This window comes from Maribacter luteus (assembly GCF_009674825.1).
GTDB lineage: Bacteria > Bacteroidota > Bacteroidia > Flavobacteriales > Flavobacteriaceae > Maribacter_A > Maribacter_A luteus.
The window spans coordinates 375912-400606 of record NZ_WKJH01000002.1 but is presented as its reverse complement, the minus strand read 5'-3'; the positions used below and the strand labels follow the sequence as shown (position 1 = coordinate 400606).

Sequence of the window (24695 nt, the reverse complement as noted above, 5' to 3'; positions counted from 1 at the left end):
TTATCCGAAATATGACTTTTATCATTTTAATATTGATTTAAGCACTTTAGTTTTACGGTCTAATTTAATAAAATGTTTAACATGAAAATAGTATTAAAGAGTACAGCGATTCTTTTTTCATTACTAATGCTAAGTTGTGGGGGTAAAGAAGAAAAGAAAAAAGAAGGGTTTAGTGTAAAGCAAAAAAAGGCGACCACAGAGAAGGTTGCAGAAGTTCCGGTCGCTACTGAAGCAAAAGCTTCGGAGCGTATTGATTTGGTTAACAAGGGTGTAGGGCCAATTAAATCGGTAACATTGAATGAAACCGTTGATGAGGCAATGGCTGCAGAAGGTAAAGAGGTTTATGACCAAATGTGCTTGGCTTGTCACCGAATTGGGAAAAAGTTCATAGGTCCCGCACCTAATGGCGTTTTGGAAAGAAGAACACCGGAATGGGTAATGAACATGATTCTTAATCCTCAGGAAATGGTTACAAAAGATCCGTTGGCCAAAGATCTTTTAGCAGAATTCAATGGGTCTCCAATGGCCAATCAAGGATTGACAGAAGAGCAGGCGAGAGCCATTCTTGAATACTTTAGGTCACTTTAACCAACAATCATATGAAAACAACAACCAAATTTAAACTATTGTTTAGTTCATTTTCAATGCTACTATTATTTGTAGGTTGCAAAAATGAAGCAAAAACAGAAACCGATACTACTTCTTCAACAGCAACTGAAGTAGTAGAGAAACAGGGCCAAGCCTTTATTGAGGACGATGGCTCTACTCCAAATGTACTGCAGATAGCCATCGGTTCGCCCGATCACACCACTTTGGTAGCGGCTGTGCAAGCTGCGGGACTTGAGAATGCACTCGTAAATGCTGGGCCTTTAATGGTTTTTGCTCCAACTAATGAAGCTTTTGAAGCCCTGCCAGAAGGTACGGTAGGGAATTTACTGAAACCTGAAAACAAGGATGCTTTGGCGAATATTCTAAAGCATCATGTTACTGCCGGAAATTATTCCAAGGATTTTTTAAAGAAATTCAAAAAACTGGGGCAAGCAAATGACCAGAATACCACAGTAGAAGTAAAAGGCGAGGATGTGTATGTTGGTGGAGCTAAAATCATAGCTAGTGTAAAAGCTGGGAATGGTATCGTACATGTCGTCGATAAGGTCATAATACCTCCGACAGAAGAATAAACAACTCAATTAAACATAAAAACAATCACAATGAAAAAAATCAATTATTCAATACTTGCCCTTTTAGGTCTTGTAATGGTTTTCACCAGTTGCAACGATTCGGGCAAGAAATCTTCCAATGGGGCACTTGCATCCAACAACGCCGAAAAGGTGTACGTTGCACCAGGAGAGCAAGATGAGTTTTATGCATTTATGTCTGGGGGTTATAGCGGAAACCTTACGGTTTACGGACTGCCGTCAGGTAGAATGTTCAAAGAAATTCCTGTTTTTTCGCAATTCCCTACTTCCGGGTATGGCTATTCCGAAGAGACCAAACCTATGTTGAACACCTCTTTTGGTTTTGTTCCATGGGATGATTCCCACCACCCAGATATTTCACAGACCAATGGTGAATTGGACGGACGATGGATTTTCATCAACGGAAACAACACTCCACGTATCGCAAGGATAAGCCTTTCTACTTTTGAAACTGAGGAAATAATAGAATTGCCCAACAGTGCCGGTAACCATAGTTCTTCTTTCATAACTGAAAACACAGAGTATGTTGTTGCAGGTACCCGTTTTTCCGTGCCGGTACCTCAAAGGGATATGCCTATCAATGAATATAAAGGCAATTTTAAAGGGGCACTTTCCTTTGTAAGTGTGGATCCTGAAGATGGTAGATTGGATCTTAAGTTCCAAATAATGATGCCTGGCTTCAATTATGATCTTTCACATCCGGGTCGTGGAAAATCCCACGGTTGGTTCTTCTTCACTACGTATAATACAGAAGAAGCGAATTCATTGTTAGAGGTAAATGCATCTCAAAACGATAAAGATTTTATCGCGGCTATTAACTGGAAGAAAATCGAAGAGTATGTGAACAATGGTGGTGGCACAAAAATGCCGGCCAATTATGCACATAACGTATATAGTGATGAGACCCACACAGCAACTTCTACCATGGAGAAAGAGGTATTGACAGTTGACCCCACCAAAGTTCCTGGTGCGGTTTATTTCTTACCGACCCCAAAATCACCACACGGTTGTGATGTTGATCCTACCGGGAATTATATTATAGGTAACGGAAAACTATCAGCTGATCTAACCGTTCATTCTTTTGATAAGATGTTGGCCGCTATTGACGGTAAGAAGTTTGATGGTGAAGCTTACGGAATTCCTATCCTTAAATTTGATGATGTTCTTGCTGGAACGGTAAAAAGCGGAGGTTTAGGCCCCTTGCATACCGAATTTGATGGTAAAGGAAATGCTTACACAACATTCTTTATTTCTTCAGAAGTTGTTAAATGGAAATTGGGGACTTGGGAAGTAATCGACAGGAAACCTACGTATTACTCGGTAGGTCACTTGATGATCCCTGGAGGTAACTCTGCAAAGCCTTTTGGTAAGTATGTTGTTGCCATGAACAAGATCACTAAAGATAGATATCTTCCGACAGGTCCTGAATTGGAGCATTCTGCACAGTTATATGATATTACTGGCGATAAGATGGAGCTCATTTATGATTTTCCAACGCATGGTGAGCCCCATTATGCGGCCGGTATACCAGCGGAGATCCTAGCACCTAAATCCCAAAAAATATATAAGCTTGCAGAAAACAAACACCCTATGGCCACATTAGGTGTTAATGACGCAAGGGTTGAACGTAAAGGAAATGAAGTTCATGTTTATATGGCAATGATTCGTAGTCACTTTACCCCGGACAATATTGAGGGTATCAAAGTTGGCGATAAAGTATATTTCCATATCACCAATCACGAACAGGATTTTGATGTGCCACATGGTTTTGCAATGATCGGAGCTAACAATTCAGAGCTTTTGATTATGCCAGGACAAACGAAATCATTGGTTTGGGAACCTAAGGAAGTAGGGGTATGGCCATTTTATTGTACAGATTTCTGTTCAGCTTTACACCAAGAAATGCAGGGTTATGTTCGGGTGTCACCTGCTAATTCAAATATTGACCTTTCTTGGTCTTTAGGCGAATAATCTACACCGAAATTTAATATTTGATTCGATTGAAAGCGGGCAGTGAATATGATTTGCCCGCTTTTTTTTCAATATGCCAGCAACCTTTTCAAAACCAAACACAATATAAACCATCAAATAATTTTAGTGATGAAAAAAGCAAGTGTGTTAATGATCATCGGTCCATTATTGCTATTAGGACTGTATTTTTTTCCATTATGGAATATTATGTTGGGTGCGCCCCAATATCCCGAACCCTTAGGTATGAACATTCATATTACTGGAATTCAGGGGGTTTCGGAATTTGATCTTCAAAATATAGACGGACTCAATCACTACATTGGTATGAAGGTGATTCCAAAACCGGAAGATATGTGGGAGTTCACGGTTTTTCCTTACGTAATCGGTGGTATGGTTGCATTAGGTGTAATCATAGGCATATTTGGTCTTATGCACAAGGTTAGCTATAAATGGTTTTTAGGCTGGTTTATCTTAATGAGTATTTTAGGTATCTTGGGAATGTATGATTTTAATGCTTGGCTTCTTGACTATGGCTCAAACCTTGACCCTCATGCAATTATAAAGGTGGTCAACCCGGACGGTACACCAATGACGTATAAACCGCCATTGTTGGGATATCAGAAAATGTTGAATTTCGACGTTACCTCCCTACCCCATACAGGGGCGTATATGATGTTCATAGGTATGATGTTGACGGTCGTTGCATTTTTTGTTGGGAAAAAAGCCATAAAGCCTAAAACACCCTTAAGTTAATCAGTGTAACCCAATAAAATATAAACCCATGTTAAGTAGATTCTTTCTTTTTGTCGTAGTAATTGTTAGTATGGTATCTTGTACGGTAGGTCCAAAACCTATTGATTATGGTGCTGATGGATGCCATTTTTGTTCCATGACCATTGTAGATCGGCAGCATGCCGCTGAGATAGTAACTAAAAAAGGTAAAGCTTATAAGTTCGATGCTGCAGAATGTATGATGAATCATCTCAAGGATGTTGATGTAGCTACGATAGAACTTTTTTTGGTCAATGATTATCAAGATCCCGGAGAGTTGATCAATGCACAAGAGGCTACTTTTTTAATCAGTAAAAGTATTCCAAGCCCTATGGGCGAATACCTGTCAGCTTTTAGTTCAAGAAAGGCAGCGGAGCAGATTGAAACTGAAAATAAAGGACAGTTATATTCTTGGGAAGAATTGAAAGCAAGATTCAAAATAGAATAATAGTACTTAATTAAGGGTTGTTCGTAAGGGTAAATCACGTCCTTTCATTTCGATTGCCTTAGTATTAACAATAGATCATTCAAGATGTACGAGATAAACAGTCAAATAGCTGAACAAGGCTTTAATAAATTCCAATTACAAAAATTGGTAAAAGCTACCCATTATGAAGTCCTTAATATAAGTTTGGAAAAAGGTGAAGTTTTTCCGGAACACACCTCACCTACCCACGCCCATTTAATAGTACTTCAAGGTGAAATAATATTTCATATCAACGGAGAGAACTTTCGCTTAAAAGAACAGCAGTATTTTAATTTTCCCAAAGAACAAAAACATTGGGTCGAAGCAGTGGTAGATTCTAAATTTTTGGTCGTCAGGTAATGAAGCATTTCAGTAAGGTACTTGTTTTGATATTATTGCTTATGGGAACTTCCCTTTGGGCCAAAACCATTGTGGTATGTCAGGACTGCGAGTTGGGATCCATAAAGGAAGGAATTGCGGTGGCCGTTGATTTTGATACACTCCTCATCAAAAAAGGTACTTATAAGGAATACAATATCCTCATAGATAAACCTCTGACCTTGTTGGGTGAGAATTATCCGGTTATCGATGGTGGGAAAAGAGGGGAGATCATTCGTATCGTTTCCGATAATGTTACTGTAGACGGACTTTTTCTGATCAACGTCGGTACCAGTTACACAACTGATTATGCGGCCATAAGGGTGGTTAAAAGTGAAAATTTCATCATACAGAATGTAGTTTTGGAAAAACTTTTTTTCGGTATCTATTTAGAAAAATCGAACCATGGCAAGGTGTATCATAACAAAATAATCGGTGATGCCGTAGATGAGTATAACTCCGGAAACGGAATTCAATTATGGTATTCCCACAATGTAGTGGTGGATCGCAACATTGTACAAGGGGTACGGGATGGTATTTATCTGGAATTTTCTGATCATATAACCATCAATAACAACCAAAGTACCAACAACCTAAGGTATGGCCTGCATTTTATGTTTTCCAATGATGATACGTATACCAATAACACTTTTCAAAACAATGGGGCAGGGGTTGCCGTCATGTTTTCTAAACGTATTTTAATGAAAGGCAATACATTTAGACAAAATTGGGGTTCGGCCGCTTTCGGTATGTTACTGAAAGAAATAAACGATGCCGAGATAATTGATAATACCTTTGAGGAAAACACCATAGGAATAAACATAGAGGGCTCCAATCGTATTACTTATGAAGGTAATGACTTTATTAATAACGGATGGGCGGTAAAAGTACTGGGGGCCTGCTACACCAATTCATTTGTGAAGAATAATTTCTTATATAACTCTTTTGATATTTCGTATAACAGTAAGTTGAACGACAATAAGTTCGAGAACAATTATTGGAGCAATTATACGGGATATGACTTGGATAAGGATGGTATTGGGGATGTGCCTTACAGACCGGTGAAATTGTTCTCTTACATCGTGAACCGAACTCCGGAAACTATAGTTTTGTTGCGAAGCCTCTTTATGGATATTATCGATTTTTCCGAAAAAGTATCCCCGGTCTTTACTCCTGATAATCTTATGGATGCAATGCCTTTAATGAAAAAAACAGAATGATACAGATAGAGAATCTACATAAGAAATTTGGCAAGAACCAAGTACTTTCCCATTTGGATCTACGTATTGATGAAGGGGGTATTTTTGCCGTTTTGGGACCCAATGGATCGGGAAAGACCACATTGATCAAAAGTATTTTGGGAATGGTCGTTCCCAATAAAGGGAATCTTTCCGTACTTGGGGCATCCATACGAAAAAACTGGAAATACCGGCAAGAAATCGATTATTTGCCACAAATAGCCAATTTTCCGGGAAACCTTAAGGTCAAAGAATTGATCCGGATGATAAAGGATCTACGCCAAAAACCCAGTAATGAGCAAGAGCTTATTACACTTTTAGGCCTTGAGCCTTTTTTGGATAAAAAACTAGGTACCCTCTCAGGTGGCACCAAGCAAAAAGTAAATATCGTTTTGACCTTTATGTTCGATAGTCCATTGATCATCCTTGATGAACCTACCACAGGTCTGGACCCTGCTTCCTTGCTTAAATTAAAGGATCTGATCCAAAAGGAAAAGTCAAAAGGGAAAACGATCTTGATTACGACCCATATAATGCAATTCGTTGAAGAAATGGCCGATGAAATCGTGTATCTGTTAGAGGGTAATATTTACTTTAAAGGCACTATCGACGAATTGATGGCCAAGACCGAACAAAATGATTTTGAACATGCCATAGCGGCAATATCAACCCATACTACAAATGCTTAAGATCCTTAAATATAGTTTTTACGATTTAATGCGAAGTCGATGGAGTTATGTGTACTTCTTGTTTTACTTGGCATTAGGATTCGTGCTTCTTTTTTTGAACCACGACCTTTCTAAAGCTGTGATCACCCTAATGAACGTGATCATTGTTCTTGTACCTTTGATCAGTACGATCTTTGGGGTAATGTATTTTTATAATTCTAAGGAATTTACAGAGCTACTTTTGGCACAACCGTTAAAACGATCCTCGATTTTCTTGGGACAATATTATGGGGTTGCAGGTTCCTTGACCCTTAGTCTTATATTAGGATTGGGGATACCGTTTATCCTATACGGACTTTTTCAGAGCGATGCCATCTGGGACTTTTCATTGCTATTGGTTACAGGGGCATTTTTAACCTTGATTTTTACGGCTTTGGCATTCAATATAGCTTTATCTAATGAGAATAAGATAAAGGGCTTTGGTTATGCGGTTCTTATGTGGTTGTTCTTGGCGGTTATTTATGACGGATTATTTTTGTTGTCACTGATAATTTTCGAAGAGTACCCCTTAGATTCTTTTTCTTTGGCCGCTACCACCTTTAATCCTATCGATTTGTCACGGACCTTGATATTGTTGAAATTGGATATTTCTGCTTTGTTAGGGTACACGGGAGCCGTGTTCAAATCTTATTTCGGCACTAATTTAGGATTGTTCATCTCTTTGGGTATGTTGGTACTGTGGACCGTTCTTCCTATTTGGCGATTGGCCTACAAATCCAAGCGAAAGGATTTTTAGACTATTTTCGTACTGATAAATAGAGGCTGGTCGTAATTATGAACCTGAGAAACCATGTACATTTAGCGCTGGGTTATTTTATTACGGCGGCATTTCTTGGGTTGTTATTGCGGTCATTCCAAATTTTTGAGTTTCCCTTTAATTATAAATTCATAGTTCACGGGCATTCCCATATAGCGCTTTTGGGTTGGGTTTATGTGGGGTTAACTACTTTATTGTTCAAGTTGTTCTTGGTCCAAGAAGGGCTCAATCGGGAATATCGACGTATTTTTTGGTTTACCCAGATAACCTTGGTCGGTATGTTGGTGACCTTTCCCTTTCAGGGATACGCACTTTTTTCCATTGTTTTTTCAACCTTGTTCCTTGTTGCTTCCTATTGGTTTACTTGGTTTTTTGTTAAGAACGTACCCGATGGTTTGCGAAGGACCAGTTCATACCAATGTATACGTTTTGCACTTATCTACATGGTGTTGTCCAGTATTGGTCCTTGGTTATTGGGTATTATTATGAATACCATGGGTTCAGGGTCGGTTTGGTATAGATTGGCCATTTATTTTTACCTTCATTTTCAATATAACGGATGGATGGTGCTAGCCTTAATGGGTTTATTTTTTTATGTACTGGAACAGCGTAATATTATTATACCCAAGAAAATGTTCACGACCTTTTTTTGGAGTATGAACTTAGGAATCGTGTTCACTTTTTTTCTATCCACCTTATGGATACCACCTTCGATTGTATTAAACATTTTGGGGGGGGTGGGTGCTTTGCTCCAACTTGTAGCATTGGTGATCTTGGTCAAATTTATATTGGCAGGGTATTTTGATTTGAAGAATGTTCTTTCGGGGTTTCAAATTAAAGCGTTGTCCATTGTACTTGTTCTACTTTTTATTAAAATGGGGATGCAGCTAGTAACCAGTCTTCCGTATTTTTCAAAGTTGGCCTCTATTATTCTCGACTTTACAATAGGGTATCTCCACTTAACATTTTTGGGTGTAATTACCATTGCATTGTTTACGTTCTTCGACCATTTTAAATTATTGGAAATAGGTAATAAGGCGTTTACCGCTTTCGTAATGGGGTTTTTTCTTTCAGAAGGGTTAATTTTTTATAAAGGTATCGCAGCTTGGTTAGGTTTTGGTATTTTTGATGGTTATTTTGAATTTTTGGCCTTAGCGAGTTTATTGATTTTTGTTAGTTTGGTATCCTTGCTATTACCAAAGTGGTTTGGGGATTGAAAATCATAGATTGAACTTTTCAAAACCTGAAGCGAACTATAATTTTGAAAGGATGAATTCAACAGAGGCCATATTAAAAGAAAGGATTAAAGAGCTTACCTGTCTTCATGAAGTAAACTCTATTATCGTAAATTCAGACTACGACCAACTGCACCTGTCGCTCGAAGCTATCGCTTATTGCCTTAAAAAAGCTTGGCAATTCAATACCTATGCAGAAGTTGAAATTAAAAGCGCTTCATATTATGTAAAAACAAAAGGTTTCAACCCATCAATGGTAACCATTAAATCGGATATTAAAGTTTTCAATAATGCTGATGGTCATATCCTGGTAGGATATCCGACGAATAAATATGCGAAATCCGATTTTTTAGAAGAAGAAGTAGCCCTGTTGAATAACGTTAGTCTGGTCGTTTCCAACCTAATGGAAAGGAAACAGATCAAGGACAGTGAAGAGAAGGTAAAAAGGCAGATAGAACGAACCGATAGGTTGCATATTCTTGGGGAGATTACTGCTGGCATTGCCCATGAACTCAACACCCCTTTGGCCAATATCCTAGGATTCACCGAGTTGTTGAAAGAAAGGTTTTCCGATAGGGAAGCAGCCCGGGATCTGCAGAAAATTGTTGATAATACTATTTTTAGTAGAGAGATCGTAAAGAAACTGATGTTTTTCGCTTGCGAAATGCCCCAAGAAATGGATGTTATTCAATTGAATCCTATTGTTGATAATGTTTTAGAACTGTTACGGCCTTCTTTTAAGGCAAAGAATTTACGGTTATCAAAGTCCTTTGGTGTACAGAAGGTTCATTTAAAAGCCGATACAGTGCAATTGACTCAAGTGCTTTTTAACCTTATAATGAATGCGGTTTATTATTCGCCGATAGAAGGGGAGATCAATGTTCATATTGAAGAGGAAGGAAAGAACGTTCAAATTCATATTTCTGATGAAGGACCGGGAATTGATTCCGAGATTGGAGAAAAGATCTTTGAACCATTTTTTACCACCAAAACAATTGGTGAGGGTTCTGGGTTGGGACTAAGCGTAGTCCATGGTATAATCAGCAGTCATAAGGGGAGTATTTCACATAGGCAAAATCATCCCAAGGGTACAGTATTCACCGTCAATTTTCCTAAATTGTAAGTATGTTACGTAAGGAGAATATTTTATTGGTAGATGATGATATCGATATTTTGGAGCTCTTACAGCGTCATCTGCAATCTATGGATTATCACACCTATAAAGCAGTATCCGTAAAGGAAGCTTTATATATCTTGAAAGATGCCCATATTGATCTGTTGATCACCGATATTCAGATGCCCGAGGTCGATGGTTTGGAGTTGTTGAAATTTGCCGAAGAGCATTATCCGGAAATGCCTAAATTGGTAATTACGGGCTACCCCTCCGTTTCAGGGGCCTTGGAGGTCATTAAAGCGGGCGCTACGGATTATTTGACCAAACCCTTTACCAAGGAAGAGCTAAGGAAAGCGGTTTTAAAGGCTTTTGAGCAAAGTTCACAACGTAAATATTCCAAGAATAAAAGCAATAACCCTTTGGCGGGATTGAATGCTGAAATGGTAGGTGAATCGGATGCGTTTGGGAAAGTAACCGATATCATAGAAAGGGTGAAAGATAATAAGGCAACGGTTTTGATCAAAGGGGAGAGTGGTACGGGAAAGGAAATGGTGGCAAGGGCTATCCACTATTCCGGAAAGTTTTCCCGGGCACCTTTCATTGCGGTCAATTGTGGGGCTATCCCAGAAAATTTACAAGAAGCTGAGTTCTTCGGTTATATAAAGGGGGCCTTTACCGGAGCCAATGAAAACCGCGAAGGATTCTTTCAGGCAGCACAAGGGGGAACCTTGTTTTTAGACGAAATAGGAACAGCGTCGTTGGCTGTTCAAAGCAAGTTATTGCGAGCACTTCAGGAAAAAGAGGTTACCAAAGTGGGCGCTAGGAAAACAGAAAAAGTGGATATACGGGTGATAGCCGCTACCAATGTTAATTTGCTGGAAGAAATCAAAAACAAGGGATTTCGGGAAGATTTGTATTACCGCCTAACGGTAGTTGAGATAGATGTGCCCCCCTTACGGGAGAGAATGGCCGACATACCTATTTTAGTCGAAAAGTTCGTAAAGAAATACGGAATCGAATATAAAGATCGATTATTGCGAATTACACCTGAAGTCTTTGATATATTGAAAAGATACCCTTGGCCCGGTAATGTGCGCGAGCTTGAAAATGTTATTCAACGGGCCATAATCATGGGCGATGGCACCATCGAAGTAAAGGATTTACCCGATAAGCTGAAGTTTCAAATCGACTTTCCGGATACCCATTTGGTTTCCCTGGATGAAATGGTGAAAGATTACGTTCAAAAAGTGCTTATCCATACCAAAGGCAATAAGACAAAAGCGGCCGATATTCTTCAGATAGATCGAAAGACCTTGCGGGATAAATTAAAATAACCTACTGGGTAAAAATTCCTCAACTGGGTAAAAATTCCCCATTCTGTTTTTGTTTCATTTTTTAATTAATCAACTGGAGTGGTTGACAATCAGCTTATTAAATAATTTTCTGTACTTGTTTGTTCTTTAAGGCACACCTTTTGCCAAAATTGGTATCGGAAACCAATGTATTGCGAGTTGAAAGCGTAAAGAAGGTCACCGAATCCCGGGTATTCTTAGGTCAATACCCGATGTCTGATCAGGTGAATCAAGGTTTGTTGGGCAATATGCATATTGGTTTGACGCTGTTGTCTATCCGGCTTTCCCGAAAGTGAATGGGTTGGTTTTTGTATGGGAGGTCGGTTATATAGGTAAGTCATTAAATGGAGCTAAAAATAAAATATATGCGACGAAAATTCAATAGGAGTATTTGCTCTACATGCCAGTACATGTCTTTTTGTGAAATAACAACGGACAAAAGCAACATTACTATGTGCAGTGAATATGAGCATTATTTGGATGAGGTAAAAACTTACGATAAGCGTAGCGGTAATTACAAAAACGTTGAAAATCAAGCACAATTAGTTTAAAATAATAAGTAGATGATAACAAAAACGCCGAAGAATAAAAGGCAACAAAAACAGGGCATGTTAGAGAATGTCATGAGACAGTTTAACCATGCCGCCGATATAATCGGCCTAAATACCAATATTCGTAAAATATTGGAGGTGACCAATAATGAATTGGTCGTACACTTTCCCGTTCGAATGGATAATGGGGAAGTAGAGGTTTTCACAGGTTATAGGGTGCAGCATAATAATGCGCTTGGACCTTATAAAGGAGGATTAAGGTATCACCCAACTGTCGATATCGATGCAGCTAGGGCTTTGGCGATGTGGATGACCTGGAAAACTTCTTTGGCAGGCTTGCCTTATGGTGGGGCAAAAGGAGGAATACAATTACAGCCTTCAAAATACAGTCAAACCGAACTGGAGCGGATTACCCGTAGGTTTACTTATGCCTTAGGTGATAATATTGGTCCTGAATTGGATATTCCTGCACCTGATGTCAATACGAATCCACAGACCATGGCTTGGATTTTAGATACGTATATGTCGACCAAATCACCAAATGAGCGATCAAAGAACATGCATGTGGTTACGGGCAAACCTATAGGAGTAGGTGGTTCAGAAGGCAGGGATAGAGCTACTGGATATGGGGTTTTCCTTAATATCAAGTTCTGGGCAGAAAACAAGAAGGTTGACCTTAATGACAAAAAATTCATTGTACAAGGTTTTGGCAACGTAGGTTATTGGACTGCTTATTTTCTCGAAAAAGAAGGTGCCGTATTAACGGCCGTCCAAGATGCGTATGGTAGTATTTATAATGAAGATGGTATATCAGTGGAAAAACTTTTGGCGTTCACCCAAGCCAATAAAGGTAGTATTCTAGGCTATGTTGGAGCCTTGCCGATAGAGAATAAGGATTTCTTTGGGTTGGACTGTGATATCTGCGTGCCTGCTGCCCTGGGCAACCAGATAACTTCGGAAAATGCTACAAACATCAAAGCGTACTTGATTGCCGAAGGGGCCAATGGACCTACAGATGTCGAGGCCGAGAAGATATTGTTGGCAAAGGGAATCGATATCATTCCCGATATATTATGTAATTCAGGTGGTGTAATTGGTAGTTATTTTGAATGGCTCCAAAATAGGAACGGTGAAATTTGGCACTTAGAAGAAGTAATGGAAAAATTGGAAAGGAAACTCAGAGGATCCTTTAGCAAGGTTTTGAAAGTATCCAAAGAAAGGGAGGTTGATATGAGGTCCGCTGCTTTCATCATCGCAATTGAAAGATTGGAACAGGCGTATGAGCAGCGTGGAATTTTTCCTTGACATCATGTCATGGAAAAAGAGTGTGGATTAGGCTCAGGGCATTGGTCATGTTTCTGGATATCGTGAATGTGGTTGGTGCCATGAGCCCATTGAATCCTAGTTTATAGCTAAAGGTAACGTACATTTTTTTTTAAACTGAGATGCCCCAGAACTAAAATTTGAAAAAATGAAATACGGAAATTTGATCATAGAAAAGAGGGAATATGTTTTGCTGAAAAAACTTATGAATCTCTCCAAATATTACAAGGATGTTACCTTGGGAAAGTCAATAAAAAAACTAAGCAGCGAGATAGAATCCGCAAAAATTTGTGATGAAAAGGATATGCCCAATGATGTTATTCGATTTAATAGCACAATAACCGTTGTATCCGAAAAGGGATGGAGTAAAAAATTCACCTTGGTTACACCCTCGGAAAGTGATGTTAAAGAAGGGAAGATCTCTCTATTGACCCTTATGGGCTCCGCCGTTATTGGATATGCGGAGGGTGATGCCATTATTTGGGAGTTTCCATCGGGCGAGCAGAATTTGATGATTGGGAAAGTGGAGCAAGGTAACCGGAAATTAAATGTAAGTATGGTATTATGAGTAGAAGAATTTTTTATGAACATGAGTCCGATAGTCGAATCATGTTGAAGAAGGATAAGAAAGAACTGGAGAGCTGGACAGAAAGCCTGGATTTTATTGGTGAAGAAATGAATTATCTTATAACCATTGAAAATCTTATGTTGAACGATCATGGGCTTTATAACGAACTACTTAACATGCGTCGTGAAAATACTCTTAAATCAGGTATAATGTACCGTTATGAAACTTCGAATTTGAATGCACATGAATGCGATGATATGGCTTGTGATTCTTATTATTTGAATAATCACGAGAAACATCGTGACTTATACTTGGAACATCTAGGAAAGTATAGGGCATTAAAACGTAAGTTGCTTTCCAAAATACTCTTAAAGGTAAAAAGGTAGTAGTATTAAAACCATTGTCTAATGGCTGGGGTAGTAATTAGTTTTCCGAAAGGTTTAATCCATCATTTTATGCCCAGAATTCGTCTACCAAGTTATCCAAAAAGTCTTCTTCTTTGTGGAGGTCCCCTACCAAGTTAAGTTGCTCCTCTGTAGCTACTTCCTGTATTTCTTGGAACAATACCCGCTCTTCGAACCGAATATGTTCTTGCAAGGTTTCCACGATCATGTGTAATGCATGTTCAATGTCATCGGAATCGGTGAATAGGGCGATTATGCAACGGTGTTCTGCGAGGGCTTTTTTGACCAATTCATTTTGGTTGCCCAGTATGGGGAAAATATATTTTTCCTCCAAGTCAAAATGGGGCATTAGGTGTGTTTCGAAGAACCAATCGGTATACCGTTTGATACGCTCTGTCGATACGTTCTTGGAGAACCCGGTTCGGATTTTCCAACAAAGGAGTAAGCCGTGATGATGATCACGACTTACCGGTATCAGGTCCTTATTCCTTTTAATGGGTGATTTTTTCATGCTAAGGTAAATTTATTATCTAGGGTCGCCCAATTGTTTTTCCAGTTCCGCTGCTTTGGGGAAAAGGATATTGTTTTCCAAATGAATATGATTGTGTAAGTCATTTTCAAATTCCTTTAATAGTGAAAATGTTACCCTATAGGTAGTGCATCCGTCCGCAGGTGGGGTGTAGTTATTGCTTAACCCATCTATTTGTCTAAATCGTTCTCCTTCATTATCGTGTTCCTGCATCATAACTTGTATGGGATTTTGGATGGTGCCAAAATGGAATTTATCTAAAAGGACACTGTTTTGGGAGGCTGCGACCATTTTCCTGACCGCAGGGAAAACAACTAATTCTTCCTTTTTCAAATGTTTGGTCAGTTCATCGGCAGATTTATAGAAATGTTCCCTGATTTCAAATAGTTCCGGATGGTTGGTGCCATGTGTATGGGCAAGTTTATCCAGGTATTGTTTTAAAACAGGTATCTGCTTTTCCACATATCTGTGGTGTTTTTTTTCAATATAGTCTGCAAGAAGATCCAAAGGCCAAGATTTATAATCGATAGTATCGGCTTTCGTTTGATTCAGGATTTCAGTGACTTCTTTTAAGAGTTGTTCGGCATCCAAGTTGTTCTTTTCGGCAACTTCCTGTATACTTCGGTTGCCCCTACAACAAAAATCGATATTATGATTTTTAAAAACCTGTGACGTGCGGTAGTCTTCTGCTACGATCTCCCCAATGTTCGTCTTTAGTGTATTTTTCATGATAGCTCTTGGTATTAATTGATTCGAATTTAAATAGGATAAAAATGTCCTGTTTAATGATAAATTTTTTATCGTTTTAAATACGTGAGGCCGACTTCCAGGCCTCTGGTCATTTCCAGTAAGGTTGTTGTCTCCAACATATTTTTAAGTCCGTCGCGAATACCTATAAATTTGTCATGTACCGGACAGGGCTTAGCGCCATTACATTCTCTTAAGCCCAGACCACATCCATGATATACCTTATCCCCGTCGATGGCATAAACGATTTGACTGAGTTTTATGGTATGTACATTCCTTTTTTGGATTTCAAAACCTCCTGAAGCCCCTTTGACCGATTCAACGATTTTATTTTTTGATAACTGCTGCAGGATCTTGGCCGTGAACGCCACCGGGGAATCGGTTTCCTTTGCGATATCTTTTAAGCTTGTGCGTTTCCCTTCAAGTGACCGCAAAGCAATATATGTTGCCGCCCTGATTCCGTATTCACATGCTTTTGAAAACATTTCTGTTAATAATTATTTGCTGTAAAGATAGTATTAATTTATAAATAGGACAAAAATGTCCTAAATAAAATATAGCCTAAAGCGCAATAGGGGGCGGGTGGTTATTTGGATCTATGCTGATACATGTGCATAAATAACATGGTGCTCATCTTTTGGGCCCTGTTTTTTGCAATCCATGCCGTTTCCCCTTCAAACAATTCGTCCAATGTTTGGAACCATAGGTTCAGCCAAAACCCAAAGTGTTCCGGTGTAATGGTCTGGTTCGTTTTTTCATCAACTTCTTCATGGGCGGTTACAGGGTTTCCAAAGTATTTTCTTTTTAAAAATAGCTGAGTCTCCCAGAAATCTGTCAACAGTTCTAAATGGGCATCCCAATCGTTTATGATATTATTGAAGATTGGGCCAAGTACTTTGTCTTTTCTGACTTTTGCGTAAAACGTATTGACCAATAAAGAAACATCTTTTCTGTCTTTAATATCTGTCTTGGTAGCCATTGATCCTTGTTTTGGGATAAAGCTAAGTGAATTTTTTGTAACTCATTACGGCTAATCCGTTCATGGCGACCGCATAGAGCAAAGTCTTTGCCAATTGGGGTAAAATATCTGTAAATCCTGCACCTTTAAGCATTACCATACGCATTACCTGAACAAAATACTTGATCGGGTTGAACTCGGTCAACAGCTGTGCCCATTGGGGCATACTTTCAATCGGGGTGAATAAACCGCTCATTAAAATGAAGATGACCATAAAGAACCAAGCGATGAACATGGCCTGTTGTTGCGTGTCGGTGTAATTGGAGATAAACAAACCTATTCCCAGTATAACAAGAATATAAACAACCGTATAACCGTACATAAGAAAGATACTGCCTATAATAGGTACATTGAACAGTAATTTTGCAATGATCAATCCTACGGTCAATAAAACCAACCCTAAAACAAGGAAAGGAAAAAGCTTGCCAATAATGAACTGGAATTTTTTGATCGGGGTTACGTTTATCTGTTCCAAGGTGCCTATTTCCTTTTCCCTGACCACATTCATCCCAGAAAGGAAAAGGGTGATCATCGTAACCAATAACACTAGGATTCCGGGTACCATGAACGTTTTATAATTCAAGGTTTCGTTGTACCAAAACAACGGAATGGTCTCTATGGTCTGTGGTCGGTCATTTACCGTGTCGTAGAGCATTAAGTCTACCTGTACGTTTTTATTGAATTGTTGTATGATCTGTGTAACATATACGTTTTCAACTCCGGCCGCAGCACCGTCAATGGCATTGATTGTTACGGATAAATCAGTTTTCTTTTCCCTTACAAGGTTACGGTCAAAATATTGGGGAATCTCCAGTATTACATCAACATCACCGTTTAACATGGCTGATTTCGCCATTTTTGCCGAAGGATAATCTGAAAGCACGTTAAAATAGGTTGAGGCATTGAATTTTTCCACCAATTCCCTGGAATACGGGGTTTTGTCATTGTCGATATACCCGAATTTGATGTTTTTGATTTCAAACGTTGCCGCATTGGAGAGTATGATCAGTTGTATCAATGGCATCATAAAAATGATAGGTAGCATGGCCTTATTCCTGAAAATCTGCCTGAATTCCTTTTGTATGATATATCGAATGATGTTCATGTTCCTTTTAGATGCTAGAATCTAGAGACTAGACCATAGATTTATTTTATTATATGTTTTCGCCTCCTCTGTTTTTAACTTAGTGTCCCGTACTGTCCTCTTCATTCCAATCTGATTTTATACTTTTTTATACTTATGGTTATGAAGAACAAGGTCATTCCTATTAAGATCAATGTTTCTTTCCAAATAAAGTTCAAGCCTACACCTTTTAGCATTATTCCCTTTATGATGATTATAAACCATTTGGCCGGAATGATATTACTTAAGATCTGTAAGGGTAGGGGCATGCTGCTAATGGGGAAAATAAATCCCGATAAAAGAATCACGGGTAACATTAAGCCCATTAGGGAAGCCATCATGGCGGTTTGTTGGGAAGAGGCGATCGTAGAGATCAGTATTCCTAAAGAAAGGGCATTAATGATGAAAAGGATACTTTCGGCCCCCAATAGCATAAAACTACCTTGAACCGGCATTTTGAATACGAAAAGGCTCAATAAGATGATGACGATCGCATTAATAACGGCAAGTAGTATATAGGGCACCACTTTTCCAATGATTACTTGAAATGGTTTTAAAGGCGAGACCAATAATATTTCCATAGTACCGAGTTCTTTTTCCCGGGTAATCGATATGGAGGTCATCATGGCCGAAACCAGCATTAGGATAACCGTCATGACTCCTGGAACGAACATAAAAACACTCTTAAGTTCCGGGTTATAGGCCAACCGTACCTTAGGTTCTATTTGATAGGATAACTGAATTCCCCGGTTTAGGTCTTGTTGATAGTTTTTTAAGATAGAAGTCGTGTAATTACTGATGGTGTTGGCGGTATTGGGGTCGGTAGCATCTGTTAAGATCTGGATGGTCGCCTTATTATCGGTTATCAGTTTTTTGCTGAAGTCCTTTTCAAAATTCAAGACCGCTTTGATCTTTCCTTTTTTAAATACTTTTTCGATAGATGCCTCATTGTCTATGACCTGTTTTATGCTGAAATATTTTGATGCTGAAATTTTGGCGATTATTTCTTTTGTGGTCGCATCTTTGGAATGGTCCAGGATCGCAATATCAACATTGTTTATCTCATTGGTGATGGCAAATCCGAAAAGTAAGACCTGTACAATGGGCATACCGAATAGGATGAACAGCGAGCGTCTGTCCCTCAGGATGTGGTAAAACTCTTTTTGTATGAATCCTATGAATCGTTTCATGCTGTTATTCTATGTTTCTTGCCAATTTTAGGAATACCTGGTTCATTGAATCTACTTTGTATTGGGTTTTTAGGTTTTTTGGAGAGTCCAAGGCCTCGATTTTACCCTCGACCATTATCGATACACGATCACAATATTCGGCTTCATCCATATAATGTGTGGTTACGAAGATCGTTTTGCCTTTATGGGCTTCACGATATATCATTTCCCAAAATTGCCTTCGGGTAATGGGATCTACACCACCGGTGGGCTCATCTAAAAAAATAATCTGTGGATCGTGCAGTAGTGATACCGAAAAGGCGACTTTCTGTTTCCAACCGAGAGGTAATGACCCCACCAATTTATTGGCTTCGTCATGTAGGCCCAGATCATTGATCAATGCTTGGGTCTTTGTTTTTATAGTCGCTTTTTTAAGTCCGTAGATACCCCCGAAGAAAGTAATGTTCTCCTTTATGGTAAGATCATTGTACAAAGAGAACCTTTGACTCATGTACCCTATGTTTTTCTTTACATCATTGGCATGGCTGGTTATATCGTAATTGGCTACTTGGGCTTTGCCAGAAGTAGGTTTTAAAATACCGATGAGCATTTTCATCGCTGTGGTTTTTCCCGCGCCATTTGCTCCAAGAAAACCGAACACCTCTCCTTTGCCCACATGGAACGATATGTTGTTCACGGCAGTAAATTCACCAAAGGTTTTGGTCAGGTTTTTTACTTGTATGGCATTTGCTGCTTTCATTCTTCTTCTGGGGTCAATTGTTTAATACTTTATTCCCGTTTTAATTTTATTTGGACAGTTCCATGAACGTATCTTCGATCGTGGCATTCGTTTCAAGGACTTCGATTTGGTTATGTTTATTTGCCTTTAGGTAATCGATTAATTCACTGGGCTGAAAATCGGATTGGGTGCTCGTAAAATGTATGTATTCCCCAAACGGATATGCACTATGTGTCTTATTATAGGTGCCTAGGTCTTGAATCAGTTTAAAGGTTTCCGAGGATCTTACCTTATATATTTTCTTTGGAAAGGAAGCCTTTATGGCCTCCGGGGTATTGATTTGTAAAATCTTCCCATCGGTAATCAAAGCTATCTTATCGCACAGTTCGGCTTCATCCATATAAGGGGTGGAAACGAAAATCGTGATATTCTGTTTTTGCAAGCGCTTCAACATTTCCCAAAATTCCTTACGGGAAACGGGATCCACCCCAGTTGTCGGTTCATCTAAAAAAAGCACCTTGGGTTTATGGATCAAGGCACATGAGAGGGCCAATTTTTGTTTCATACCGCCTGATAACCTTCCGGCCCTTCTGTTTTTAAAAGGTTCTATCTGTACATAGATGTCACGGATGAGATCATAATTCTCTTTTATGGTAGTGCCGAATATGGTGGCGAAGAACCTTAGGTTTTCTTCTACGGTAAGGTCTTGGTACAAAGAGAACCGTCCTGGCATATAACCAACATTGTTCCGGATGGATTTGTAATCCTTAACTATATCGAACCCGTTTACAGAAGCCGTGCCTTCATTAGGTAATAACAAGGTGGTCAAAATCCGGAATAAAGTGGTTTTTCCGGCACCATCTGGGCCTATTAGACCAAACAATTCCCCAGGTCGTACTTCTAGCGAAATATCGTCTAAGGCCTTTACTTGGCCGTAGGACTTGCTTATGTTTTTTACGATGATCGACATGGGCGTAATAGACTTATTCTTTGTTGTTCAAAATCCAGATTTCGGCAGGCATTCCTATTTTTAGACTTCCATCATTTTTGACCAAGACCTTTACGGCATATACCAAGTTTACTCGCTCTTCTTTGGTTTGAATGATTTTTGGAGTGAATTCTGCCGTGTCCGAAATCCATGAAACTTCTCCTTTATATGATTTCATACTATCATTGGCATCTATTTTCACGGTTACCTCTTTTCCTATTTCTATATCTGCCAATTGGGTTTCACTTAAATACACCCTTAGTTCCATAACATCAAGATTTGCTATTTTATATAGGGGTTTGCCGAATGCGGTTATTTCATGGGGTTCGGCATACTTTGTTAGTACCGTTCCCTTTAAGGGATTCTGAATGATGCTTTTTTTTATTTGATCTTCGATCTGCTGAATTTGCACTTCAATACTTTTAACTTCGGTCACTATTGGGGTGTTTTGGGTCTCAACACTGATCATTTGTTGTTTTAAAATTTCTATTTGGCCATTGATATCATCTAACTGTTTTTGGGTAGCCGCATTTTCTTTGATGAGGTTTTCTATTCTTTTGTGGTCGTTTTGGGCCACTTTCAATTGTTCTTTAATGACTTCACGTTGTGAAAGTACGTTTCGGGATTTTGAAAAGACACTCTTTTTATTTGCTAGAAGTTGAGCCTTTTTCAATGATAATTGAATCGTATCGACAACACCTACTATGTCATCTTTCTTGAGTAATTGCCCTTCTTCCACAGAAAAGAAAAGGAGTTTGCCATTTGCTTCGGAAGATATTGTTGTTTCGGTGGCTTCAAAGTTGCCGTAACCATCCGCTTTTTCCCCGTTTCCATTACAAGAAGTAAATAAGATTCCTGTAAGTAGTGCTAATATAAAAATGGATTTTTTCATTGTTCTGGTCTGTTTACTTATTGAGGAATTAATTGGTTCCATAGGTTCCATTAGTAATTTGGAATTTGATTTGTTGTAGTAATAATTGAATGCGGTGTAAGTTTAAATTGCTCTTAGCTTCATATAAATCGGTGAATTCCGATATATAGGCTGATGATGTAATTACCCCGTTTTTTAATTGGGATGCGGCTGATTTGACCATGTTTTCCCGAATCGGGATAATCTCCTGGTCAATGGTTAGATACTCATTTAATTTATCTATTTCAGATTGTATCTGAACAAGTTCCAAGTTGTTGTTAAGTTCAAAAGTCTTTTCCTGTGTATCTATAATGTCCTTGTTTATGGCCAATGATTGCCTTTCGGTTTTGTTCTTGTTCCAATCAAAAACATTCCAGTTAAGGCGCAATCCGGTATAATAATAGGTAGTAAAGGTATTGTCGAGCATGTTTAATCCTGGGTTACCATAACCTCCTTGTACAAACGCATTTAATTTGGGTAGCTTGGATTTGGATAGTTGTTGGATGGACTTTTCTATTTGATTTTTTTGAAGATCGAACAGAGTAAGTTCTGGCCGCTGGGATAAGGGGTTGTTCGTTATTTTGACCGTTGGGGTTTGTAAAACTATATTATTATTGATTTCATTCCCGATTAGGAAAGATAAACGTTTAAGTAAACTTGATTTCGAATGGTCCAGTTCAGCATAGTTTTGTTTTATTTTTAAAAGCTCTACAACTAGGGCATCTGCAGATGTTGGGAGTAAAGTGCCGTATTCCACACCCGCCTTTACTTCTTTTAGCCGTGTTTGTAACTGTTTTTCCTTTGCTTCTAGTAATGATCGGTTTTCCTGAATAAGAAGAATGGAGAGGTATAATTCATTAATGCTCGATTTTAAGGCGTATAAATTCACTTCTACTTCTTGTAAGCCCACACTGGTATTACTTTCTTCTAATCTTGCTTTAGCATCTATCAAGCCGCCGTTATAGATAGGTAGGCTGGCATCCAAAGTGGCTTTGTATTGGTCTTTATTTGCGTAGTCGACCGTTATGTTCGGTAAGGCCACGGGTAAATGGGTCACATCCGATTGGTAGGTGGCTTGGGCATTTAAGTCTAGTTGAGGTAATTTTTCTTTGTTTATCGCTTCAAGGTCTAAGTTGGATTTAGTGCGTAATAGTTCGATTTGTTCCGCTATGGGGTGATTTTTGGTGACACGGTCGAAACATTCATCCAACGTTAGTGTCTGCTGGGCAATAAGGACGAACGGGAAGAATAGTAAAAGCAGGAAACTGTTTATGGTGCCGTATTTATTTTTTGATGTGTTCATAATTTAATAGGTTTAGTGCATGATTATTTATGCGCTTATACTACTGATGAGTTGTTCTGCTATCAATGTTTTTCGCTCTTGGATCATTTTATGGTAATCTTTGTCTTCAATGTCAAGTACAATTTTGAATAAAGTGTCCCCTACAAAAGGGAAAATGGTTAATGAGAAAAGGTTTAAAACTATTTGTTTGGGAGGAATGTCCTTGATTCTACCCGCTTTGATTTCTTTTTCAAATTGAATTATAAGTGGTTTTGGGTCGGGTTTGTTCGGATGTAACATAATCTTTTTGACAAAATCTGGATTGTGTTTTAACTCATGTATAATGAACAATGGTAAATAAGGATTCTCTAACATAAAGTCTATATACCCAGCGGTAAACTTTCTGATTTTTTCAAAAACATCAATTTCTGAGGCGAAAATAATGTTCATTTGGGGTGCTAATTTTTGAAAGGCGGACATTAATACGGCTTCGAACAATTGTTGTTTATTTCGAAAATAATAATGTAACATCGCCTTGTTAATATGGGCTTCATCTGCAATTTCCTGCATTCTCGCACCTGCCATGCCCTTTTTTTGGAAAATGGTTATGGCTGCATTCAATATTGCTTGTTCGGTATTAATGTCTTTCATTAACTGTATGGTTTAACCAAATGGTTAACAAATGTACATAATTAATTTTTAAGAAGAATGAATTTCATGTAATTCCTTAAAAATTGTGGTGCGTTCTGCTACAGGAATTTTGGCATTCGGATAAATTAAAATGGAAAGTATGAGACTAAGGAGTCTATAATTATGGTTGGCACTCCATGGTGCTTGTCGTTACGTTCGTAACCGGTTTTGGCGATATATAGGGTATGCCCAGGCCCATTCCCCTTAAAATGAAAAGTGCACCGATGACTACAACAAAAACAGGAATCAATTGTTGTATTCTTTGTTTCACCGAACGCTTAAGAAAACCACTCATATAAATGGCAGTGGTCATCAATGGCACGGTACCCAAACCGAAAAGAACCATGTACAGTCCGCCTTCTAATGCATTGCCCATAGCTATTGCTCCGAAAAGGGCCATATAGACCAGACCGCAAGGTAAAAAGCCGTTAAGAAAACCAATGGTCAAGAACGTATCAGGGGATTTTTTCTTCAATTCCTTGCCTAATCTACTTTTGATTCTTGATATGATCCTGAACAGTGGTTTTGAAAAATTGTACTTACTGAAAGTTTTATAGGGTATCAGTACAACTACGATCATCAAAATACCTGTTATGATCGATAGTTTTTGTTGCATTCCAAAGACATACAGTCCTTTTCCTAGAAGTCCGAAAACCAAACCAATTAGTCCGTATGCCAATAGCCGCCCGGTATGGTAAAGGGTGATCTGAAAGATTTTCTTTAGGTTATTGTTTCTATCAACAGGTAGCATAAAAGCAATTGGGCCGCACATGCCAACGCAGTGCAGACTTCCCATAAGACCCAATACCAATGCTGATAATAACATATTGTTCCGATATAATAGGCTAGAAGCTATTTGCCGATTATTTGCTTAATCTTACTTTTCTTTAAATGTCAATTGAGGTTCCCTTTTAATTACCCTAAATTGACTAAGGGCATTATATGTCTTGCCCCTTCTTGGATTTAATTGCTTTACCTTTTTTCTTAATAGGTAAAGCTTTTTTTGTATAAATAAGGCTTATCGAGGTATTCCCATGCGATTTTAATGTCCCAGCGACCATCCAACAAACGTTCGTCAGGTATGAGCAAATGTGTATTGGATAAACTTATGGGTAAGTCAAAATCCAAGTGTTTATTGGATGGCCTATATAGGGACACTGTGCCTTTGATTTTATTTATATCTTGTTCTTTTGGAAATTCAATTATTATTCCTTTAGGGGTTTTACGTGTACTGAGTTTGGTTGTTAGGTTATTCGCATTGGTTTCTGCATCTATTTCTTTTTGATAGCCTAATTCTTGTTGGTAATATTCTTCGGTGACCAGGTCATGGTTGGCATGGTCGTCCATGTTCATTCGAATGACGAAAAACAATATAAAGCTTATGAACCCTATGAATGCCAATACAATTCCTGTTCCCCAATTAATTTTCATAACACGTTTTTTTC

At 38.6% G+C, this 24695-nt stretch carries 29 protein-coding genes; 16 read left to right on the top strand and 13 right to left on the bottom strand.

What is annotated here, in order from left to right; genetic code table 11:
- Positions 1-81: 81 nt before the first annotated feature.
- The 16 genes from GJ691_RS04955 to GJ691_RS04880 all read left to right on the top strand — a co-directional run bounded on the left by GJ691_RS04955 (position 82) and on the right by GJ691_RS04880 (position 14037).
- A complete protein-coding gene (locus tag GJ691_RS04955) occupies positions 82-588 on the top strand; it encodes a c-type cytochrome (RefSeq protein ID WP_154364388.1) in 507 nt (168 codons plus the stop codon).
- Positions 589-599: 11 nt separating this feature from the next.
- Complete coding sequence (locus tag GJ691_RS04950; protein WP_154364386.1) at positions 600-1181, top strand: fasciclin domain-containing protein; 582 nt, start codon at positions 600-602, stop codon at positions 1179-1181.
- Positions 1182-1211: 30 nt separating this feature from the next.
- The gene (nosZ, locus tag GJ691_RS04945) at positions 1212-3170 is read left to right on the top strand and encodes a Sec-dependent nitrous-oxide reductase (RefSeq protein ID WP_154364384.1); all 1959 of its coding nucleotides are present in this window, start codon (positions 1212-1214) and stop codon (positions 3168-3170) included.
- A 129-nt stretch (positions 3171-3299) separates the two neighbouring features.
- On the top strand, positions 3300-3923 hold the full coding sequence (locus tag GJ691_RS04940; RefSeq protein ID WP_154364383.1) for a hypothetical protein: 624 nt from the start codon (positions 3300-3302) through the stop codon (positions 3921-3923).
- Positions 3924-3951: 28 nt separating this feature from the next.
- Complete coding sequence (locus GJ691_RS04935; RefSeq protein WP_154364381.1) at positions 3952-4389, top strand: nitrous oxide reductase accessory protein NosL; 438 nt, start codon at positions 3952-3954, stop codon at positions 4387-4389.
- 84 nt (positions 4390-4473) lie between these two features.
- Positions 4474-4767 carry a cupin domain-containing protein gene (locus GJ691_RS04930; protein ID WP_154364379.1) on the top strand — a complete coding sequence of 98 codons (294 nt, stop codon included), beginning with the start codon at positions 4474-4476 and terminating at the stop codon, positions 4765-4767.
- The gene (locus GJ691_RS04925) at positions 4767-6005 is read left to right on the top strand and encodes a nitrous oxide reductase family maturation protein NosD (protein ID WP_154364377.1); all 1239 of its coding nucleotides are present in this window, start codon (positions 4767-4769) and stop codon (positions 6003-6005) included. The genes GJ691_RS04930 and GJ691_RS04925 overlap by 1 nt, the downstream gene beginning before the upstream one ends.
- Positions 6002-6712, top strand: coding sequence for an ABC transporter ATP-binding protein (locus GJ691_RS04920; protein ID WP_154364375.1), 711 nt, complete (start codon positions 6002-6004; stop codon positions 6710-6712). Before GJ691_RS04925 ends, GJ691_RS04920 begins: the two co-directional genes overlap by 4 nt.
- Complete coding sequence (locus tag GJ691_RS04915; protein ID WP_154364373.1) at positions 6705-7487, top strand: ABC transporter permease; 783 nt, start codon at positions 6705-6707, stop codon at positions 7485-7487. The genes GJ691_RS04920 and GJ691_RS04915 overlap by 8 nt, the downstream gene beginning before the upstream one ends.
- 38 nt (positions 7488-7525) lie before the next feature.
- Positions 7526-8725, top strand: coding sequence for a hypothetical protein (locus tag GJ691_RS04910; RefSeq protein WP_154364371.1), 1200 nt, complete (start codon positions 7526-7528; stop codon positions 8723-8725).
- Positions 8726-8777: 52 nt separating this feature from the next.
- Complete coding sequence (locus GJ691_RS04905) at positions 8778-9866, top strand: sensor histidine kinase (protein WP_154364369.1); 1089 nt, start codon at positions 8778-8780, stop codon at positions 9864-9866.
- A 2-nt stretch (positions 9867-9868) separates the two neighbouring features.
- Complete coding sequence (locus GJ691_RS04900; RefSeq protein WP_154364367.1) at positions 9869-11191, top strand: sigma-54-dependent transcriptional regulator; 1323 nt, start codon at positions 9869-9871, stop codon at positions 11189-11191.
- A 383-nt stretch (positions 11192-11574) separates the two neighbouring features.
- On the top strand, positions 11575-11760 hold the full coding sequence (locus tag GJ691_RS04895; RefSeq protein ID WP_154364365.1) for a hypothetical protein: 186 nt from the start codon (positions 11575-11577) through the stop codon (positions 11758-11760).
- A gap of 12 nt (positions 11761-11772) precedes the next feature.
- The gene (locus GJ691_RS04890) at positions 11773-13065 is read left to right on the top strand and encodes a Glu/Leu/Phe/Val family dehydrogenase (protein WP_154364362.1); all 1293 of its coding nucleotides are present in this window, start codon (positions 11773-11775) and stop codon (positions 13063-13065) included.
- 166 nt (positions 13066-13231) lie between these two features.
- A complete protein-coding gene (locus GJ691_RS04885; protein ID WP_154364359.1) occupies positions 13232-13651 on the top strand; it encodes a GreA/GreB family elongation factor in 420 nt (139 codons plus the stop codon).
- Positions 13648-14037, top strand: coding sequence for a hypothetical protein (locus GJ691_RS04880; RefSeq protein ID WP_154364356.1), 390 nt, complete (start codon positions 13648-13650; stop codon positions 14035-14037). Before GJ691_RS04885 ends, GJ691_RS04880 begins: the two co-directional genes overlap by 4 nt.
- A gap of 67 nt (positions 14038-14104) precedes the next feature.
- On the opposite strand, the gene GJ691_RS04875 is transcribed toward GJ691_RS04880, so the two are convergent.
- From GJ691_RS04875 to GJ691_RS04815, 13 genes are all read right to left on the bottom strand, one after another.
- On the bottom strand, positions 14105-14566 hold the full coding sequence (locus GJ691_RS04875) for a hemerythrin domain-containing protein (protein ID WP_154364353.1): 462 nt from the start codon (positions 14564-14566) through the stop codon (positions 14105-14107).
- 15 nt (positions 14567-14581) lie between these two features.
- Positions 14582-15313: an iron-sulfur cluster repair di-iron protein gene (gene ric, locus GJ691_RS04870; RefSeq protein WP_154364350.1), complete on the bottom strand. Its 732-nt coding sequence runs from the start codon at positions 15311-15313 to the stop codon at positions 14582-14584.
- A gap of 68 nt (positions 15314-15381) precedes the next feature.
- Positions 15382-15816 (bottom strand): RrF2 family transcriptional regulator, encoded by a 435-nt coding sequence (locus tag GJ691_RS04865; protein WP_154364346.1) that lies wholly within the window; start codon positions 15814-15816, stop codon positions 15382-15384.
- A gap of 101 nt (positions 15817-15917) precedes the next feature.
- Positions 15918-16310, bottom strand: coding sequence for a group III truncated hemoglobin (locus tag GJ691_RS04860; protein WP_154364343.1), 393 nt, complete (start codon positions 16308-16310; stop codon positions 15918-15920).
- A 22-nt stretch (positions 16311-16332) separates the two neighbouring features.
- Positions 16333-17454 (bottom strand): ABC transporter permease, encoded by a 1122-nt coding sequence (locus tag GJ691_RS04855; protein WP_154364339.1) that lies wholly within the window; start codon positions 17452-17454, stop codon positions 16333-16335.
- Positions 17455-17555: 101 nt separating this feature from the next.
- Positions 17556-18662 carry an ABC transporter permease gene (locus GJ691_RS04850; RefSeq protein ID WP_154364336.1) on the bottom strand — a complete coding sequence of 369 codons (1107 nt, stop codon included), beginning with the start codon at positions 18660-18662 and terminating at the stop codon, positions 17556-17558.
- 4 nt (positions 18663-18666) lie between these two features.
- On the bottom strand, positions 18667-19401 hold the full coding sequence (locus tag GJ691_RS04845) for an ABC transporter ATP-binding protein (protein ID WP_154364334.1): 735 nt from the start codon (positions 19399-19401) through the stop codon (positions 18667-18669).
- A gap of 46 nt (positions 19402-19447) precedes the next feature.
- Positions 19448-20350: an ABC transporter ATP-binding protein gene (locus tag GJ691_RS04840; protein ID WP_154364332.1), complete on the bottom strand. Its 903-nt coding sequence runs from the start codon at positions 20348-20350 to the stop codon at positions 19448-19450.
- Between the two features lie 13 nt (positions 20351-20363).
- On the bottom strand, positions 20364-21260 hold the full coding sequence (locus GJ691_RS04835; RefSeq protein ID WP_154364329.1) for an HlyD family secretion protein: 897 nt from the start codon (positions 21258-21260) through the stop codon (positions 20364-20366).
- Between the two features lie 28 nt (positions 21261-21288).
- Positions 21289-22581 (bottom strand): TolC family protein, encoded by a 1293-nt coding sequence (locus GJ691_RS04830; protein WP_154364327.1) that lies wholly within the window; start codon positions 22579-22581, stop codon positions 21289-21291.
- Positions 22582-22608: 27 nt separating this feature from the next.
- The gene (locus GJ691_RS04825; protein WP_154364325.1) at positions 22609-23211 is read right to left on the bottom strand and encodes a TetR/AcrR family transcriptional regulator; all 603 of its coding nucleotides are present in this window, start codon (positions 23209-23211) and stop codon (positions 22609-22611) included.
- 160 nt (positions 23212-23371) lie between these two features.
- Entirely contained in the window at positions 23372-24076 is a 705-nt protein-coding gene (locus GJ691_RS04820) for a sulfite exporter TauE/SafE family protein (protein ID WP_154364310.1), read from the bottom strand.
- A 158-nt stretch (positions 24077-24234) separates the two neighbouring features.
- Positions 24235-24681, bottom strand: a complete 447-nt coding sequence (locus GJ691_RS04815) for a FixH family protein (RefSeq protein WP_154364308.1) — start codon at positions 24679-24681, stop codon at positions 24235-24237.
- Between the last annotated feature and the right edge of the window lie 14 nt (positions 24682-24695).

Excerpts from the sequence above, each read along its gene's own strand:
- GJ691_RS04955 (WP_154364388.1), top strand. The coding sequence starts at position 82 with ATGAAAATAGTATTAAAGAGTACAGCGATTCTTTTTTCATTACTAATG.
- GJ691_RS04950 (WP_154364386.1), top strand. The coding sequence starts at position 600 with ATGAAAACAACAACCAAATTTAAACTATTGTTTAGTTCATTTTCAATG.
- nosZ (WP_154364384.1), top strand. The coding sequence starts at position 1,212 with ATGAAAAAAATCAATTATTCAATACTTGCCCTTTTAGGTCTTGTAATG.
- GJ691_RS04940 (WP_154364383.1), top strand. The coding sequence starts at position 3,300 with ATGAAAAAAGCAAGTGTGTTAATGATCATCGGTCCATTATTGCTATTA.
- GJ691_RS04935 (WP_154364381.1), top strand. The coding sequence starts at position 3,952 with ATGTTAAGTAGATTCTTTCTTTTTGTCGTAGTAATTGTTAGTATGGTA.
- GJ691_RS04930 (WP_154364379.1), top strand. The coding sequence starts at position 4,474 with ATGTACGAGATAAACAGTCAAATAGCTGAACAAGGCTTTAATAAATTC.
- GJ691_RS04925 (WP_154364377.1), top strand. The coding sequence starts at position 4,767 with ATGAAGCATTTCAGTAAGGTACTTGTTTTGATATTATTGCTTATGGGA.
- GJ691_RS04920 (WP_154364375.1), top strand. The coding sequence starts at position 6,002 with ATGATACAGATAGAGAATCTACATAAGAAATTTGGCAAGAACCAAGTA.
- GJ691_RS04915 (WP_154364373.1), top strand. The coding sequence starts at position 6,705 with ATGCTTAAGATCCTTAAATATAGTTTTTACGATTTAATGCGAAGTCGA.
- GJ691_RS04910 (WP_154364371.1), top strand. The coding sequence starts at position 7,526 with ATGAACCTGAGAAACCATGTACATTTAGCGCTGGGTTATTTTATTACG.
- GJ691_RS04905 (WP_154364369.1), top strand. The coding sequence starts at position 8,778 with ATGAATTCAACAGAGGCCATATTAAAAGAAAGGATTAAAGAGCTTACC.
- GJ691_RS04900 (WP_154364367.1), top strand. The coding sequence starts at position 9,869 with ATGTTACGTAAGGAGAATATTTTATTGGTAGATGATGATATCGATATT.
- GJ691_RS04895 (WP_154364365.1), top strand. The coding sequence starts at position 11,575 with ATGCGACGAAAATTCAATAGGAGTATTTGCTCTACATGCCAGTACATG.
- GJ691_RS04890 (WP_154364362.1), top strand. The coding sequence starts at position 11,773 with ATGATAACAAAAACGCCGAAGAATAAAAGGCAACAAAAACAGGGCATG.
- GJ691_RS04885 (WP_154364359.1), top strand. The coding sequence starts at position 13,232 with ATGAAATACGGAAATTTGATCATAGAAAAGAGGGAATATGTTTTGCTG.
- GJ691_RS04880 (WP_154364356.1), top strand. The coding sequence starts at position 13,648 with ATGAGTAGAAGAATTTTTTATGAACATGAGTCCGATAGTCGAATCATG.
- GJ691_RS04875 (WP_154364353.1), bottom strand. The coding sequence starts at position 14,566 with ATGAAAAAATCACCCATTAAAAGGAATAAGGACCTGATACCGGTAAGT.
- ric (WP_154364350.1), bottom strand. The coding sequence starts at position 15,313 with ATGAAAAATACACTAAAGACGAACATTGGGGAGATCGTAGCAGAAGAC.
- GJ691_RS04865 (WP_154364346.1), bottom strand. The coding sequence starts at position 15,816 with ATGTTTTCAAAAGCATGTGAATACGGAATCAGGGCGGCAACATATATT.
- GJ691_RS04860 (WP_154364343.1), bottom strand. The coding sequence starts at position 16,310 with ATGGCTACCAAGACAGATATTAAAGACAGAAAAGATGTTTCTTTATTG.
- GJ691_RS04855 (WP_154364339.1), bottom strand. The coding sequence starts at position 17,454 with ATGAACATCATTCGATATATCATACAAAAGGAATTCAGGCAGATTTTC.
- GJ691_RS04850 (WP_154364336.1), bottom strand. The coding sequence starts at position 18,662 with ATGAAACGATTCATAGGATTCATACAAAAAGAGTTTTACCACATCCTG.
- GJ691_RS04845 (WP_154364334.1), bottom strand. The coding sequence starts at position 19,401 with ATGAAAGCAGCAAATGCCATACAAGTAAAAAACCTGACCAAAACCTTT.
- GJ691_RS04840 (WP_154364332.1), bottom strand. The coding sequence starts at position 20,350 with ATGTCGATCATCGTAAAAAACATAAGCAAGTCCTACGGCCAAGTAAAG.
- GJ691_RS04835 (WP_154364329.1), bottom strand. The coding sequence starts at position 21,260 with ATGAAAAAATCCATTTTTATATTAGCACTACTTACAGGAATCTTATTT.
- GJ691_RS04830 (WP_154364327.1), bottom strand. The coding sequence starts at position 22,581 with ATGAACACATCAAAAAATAAATACGGCACCATAAACAGTTTCCTGCTT.
- GJ691_RS04825 (WP_154364325.1), bottom strand. The coding sequence starts at position 23,211 with ATGAAAGACATTAATACCGAACAAGCAATATTGAATGCAGCCATAACC.
- GJ691_RS04820 (WP_154364310.1), bottom strand. The coding sequence starts at position 24,076 with ATGTTATTATCAGCATTGGTATTGGGTCTTATGGGAAGTCTGCACTGC.
- GJ691_RS04815 (WP_154364308.1), bottom strand. The coding sequence starts at position 24,681 with ATGAAAATTAATTGGGGAACAGGAATTGTATTGGCATTCATAGGGTTC.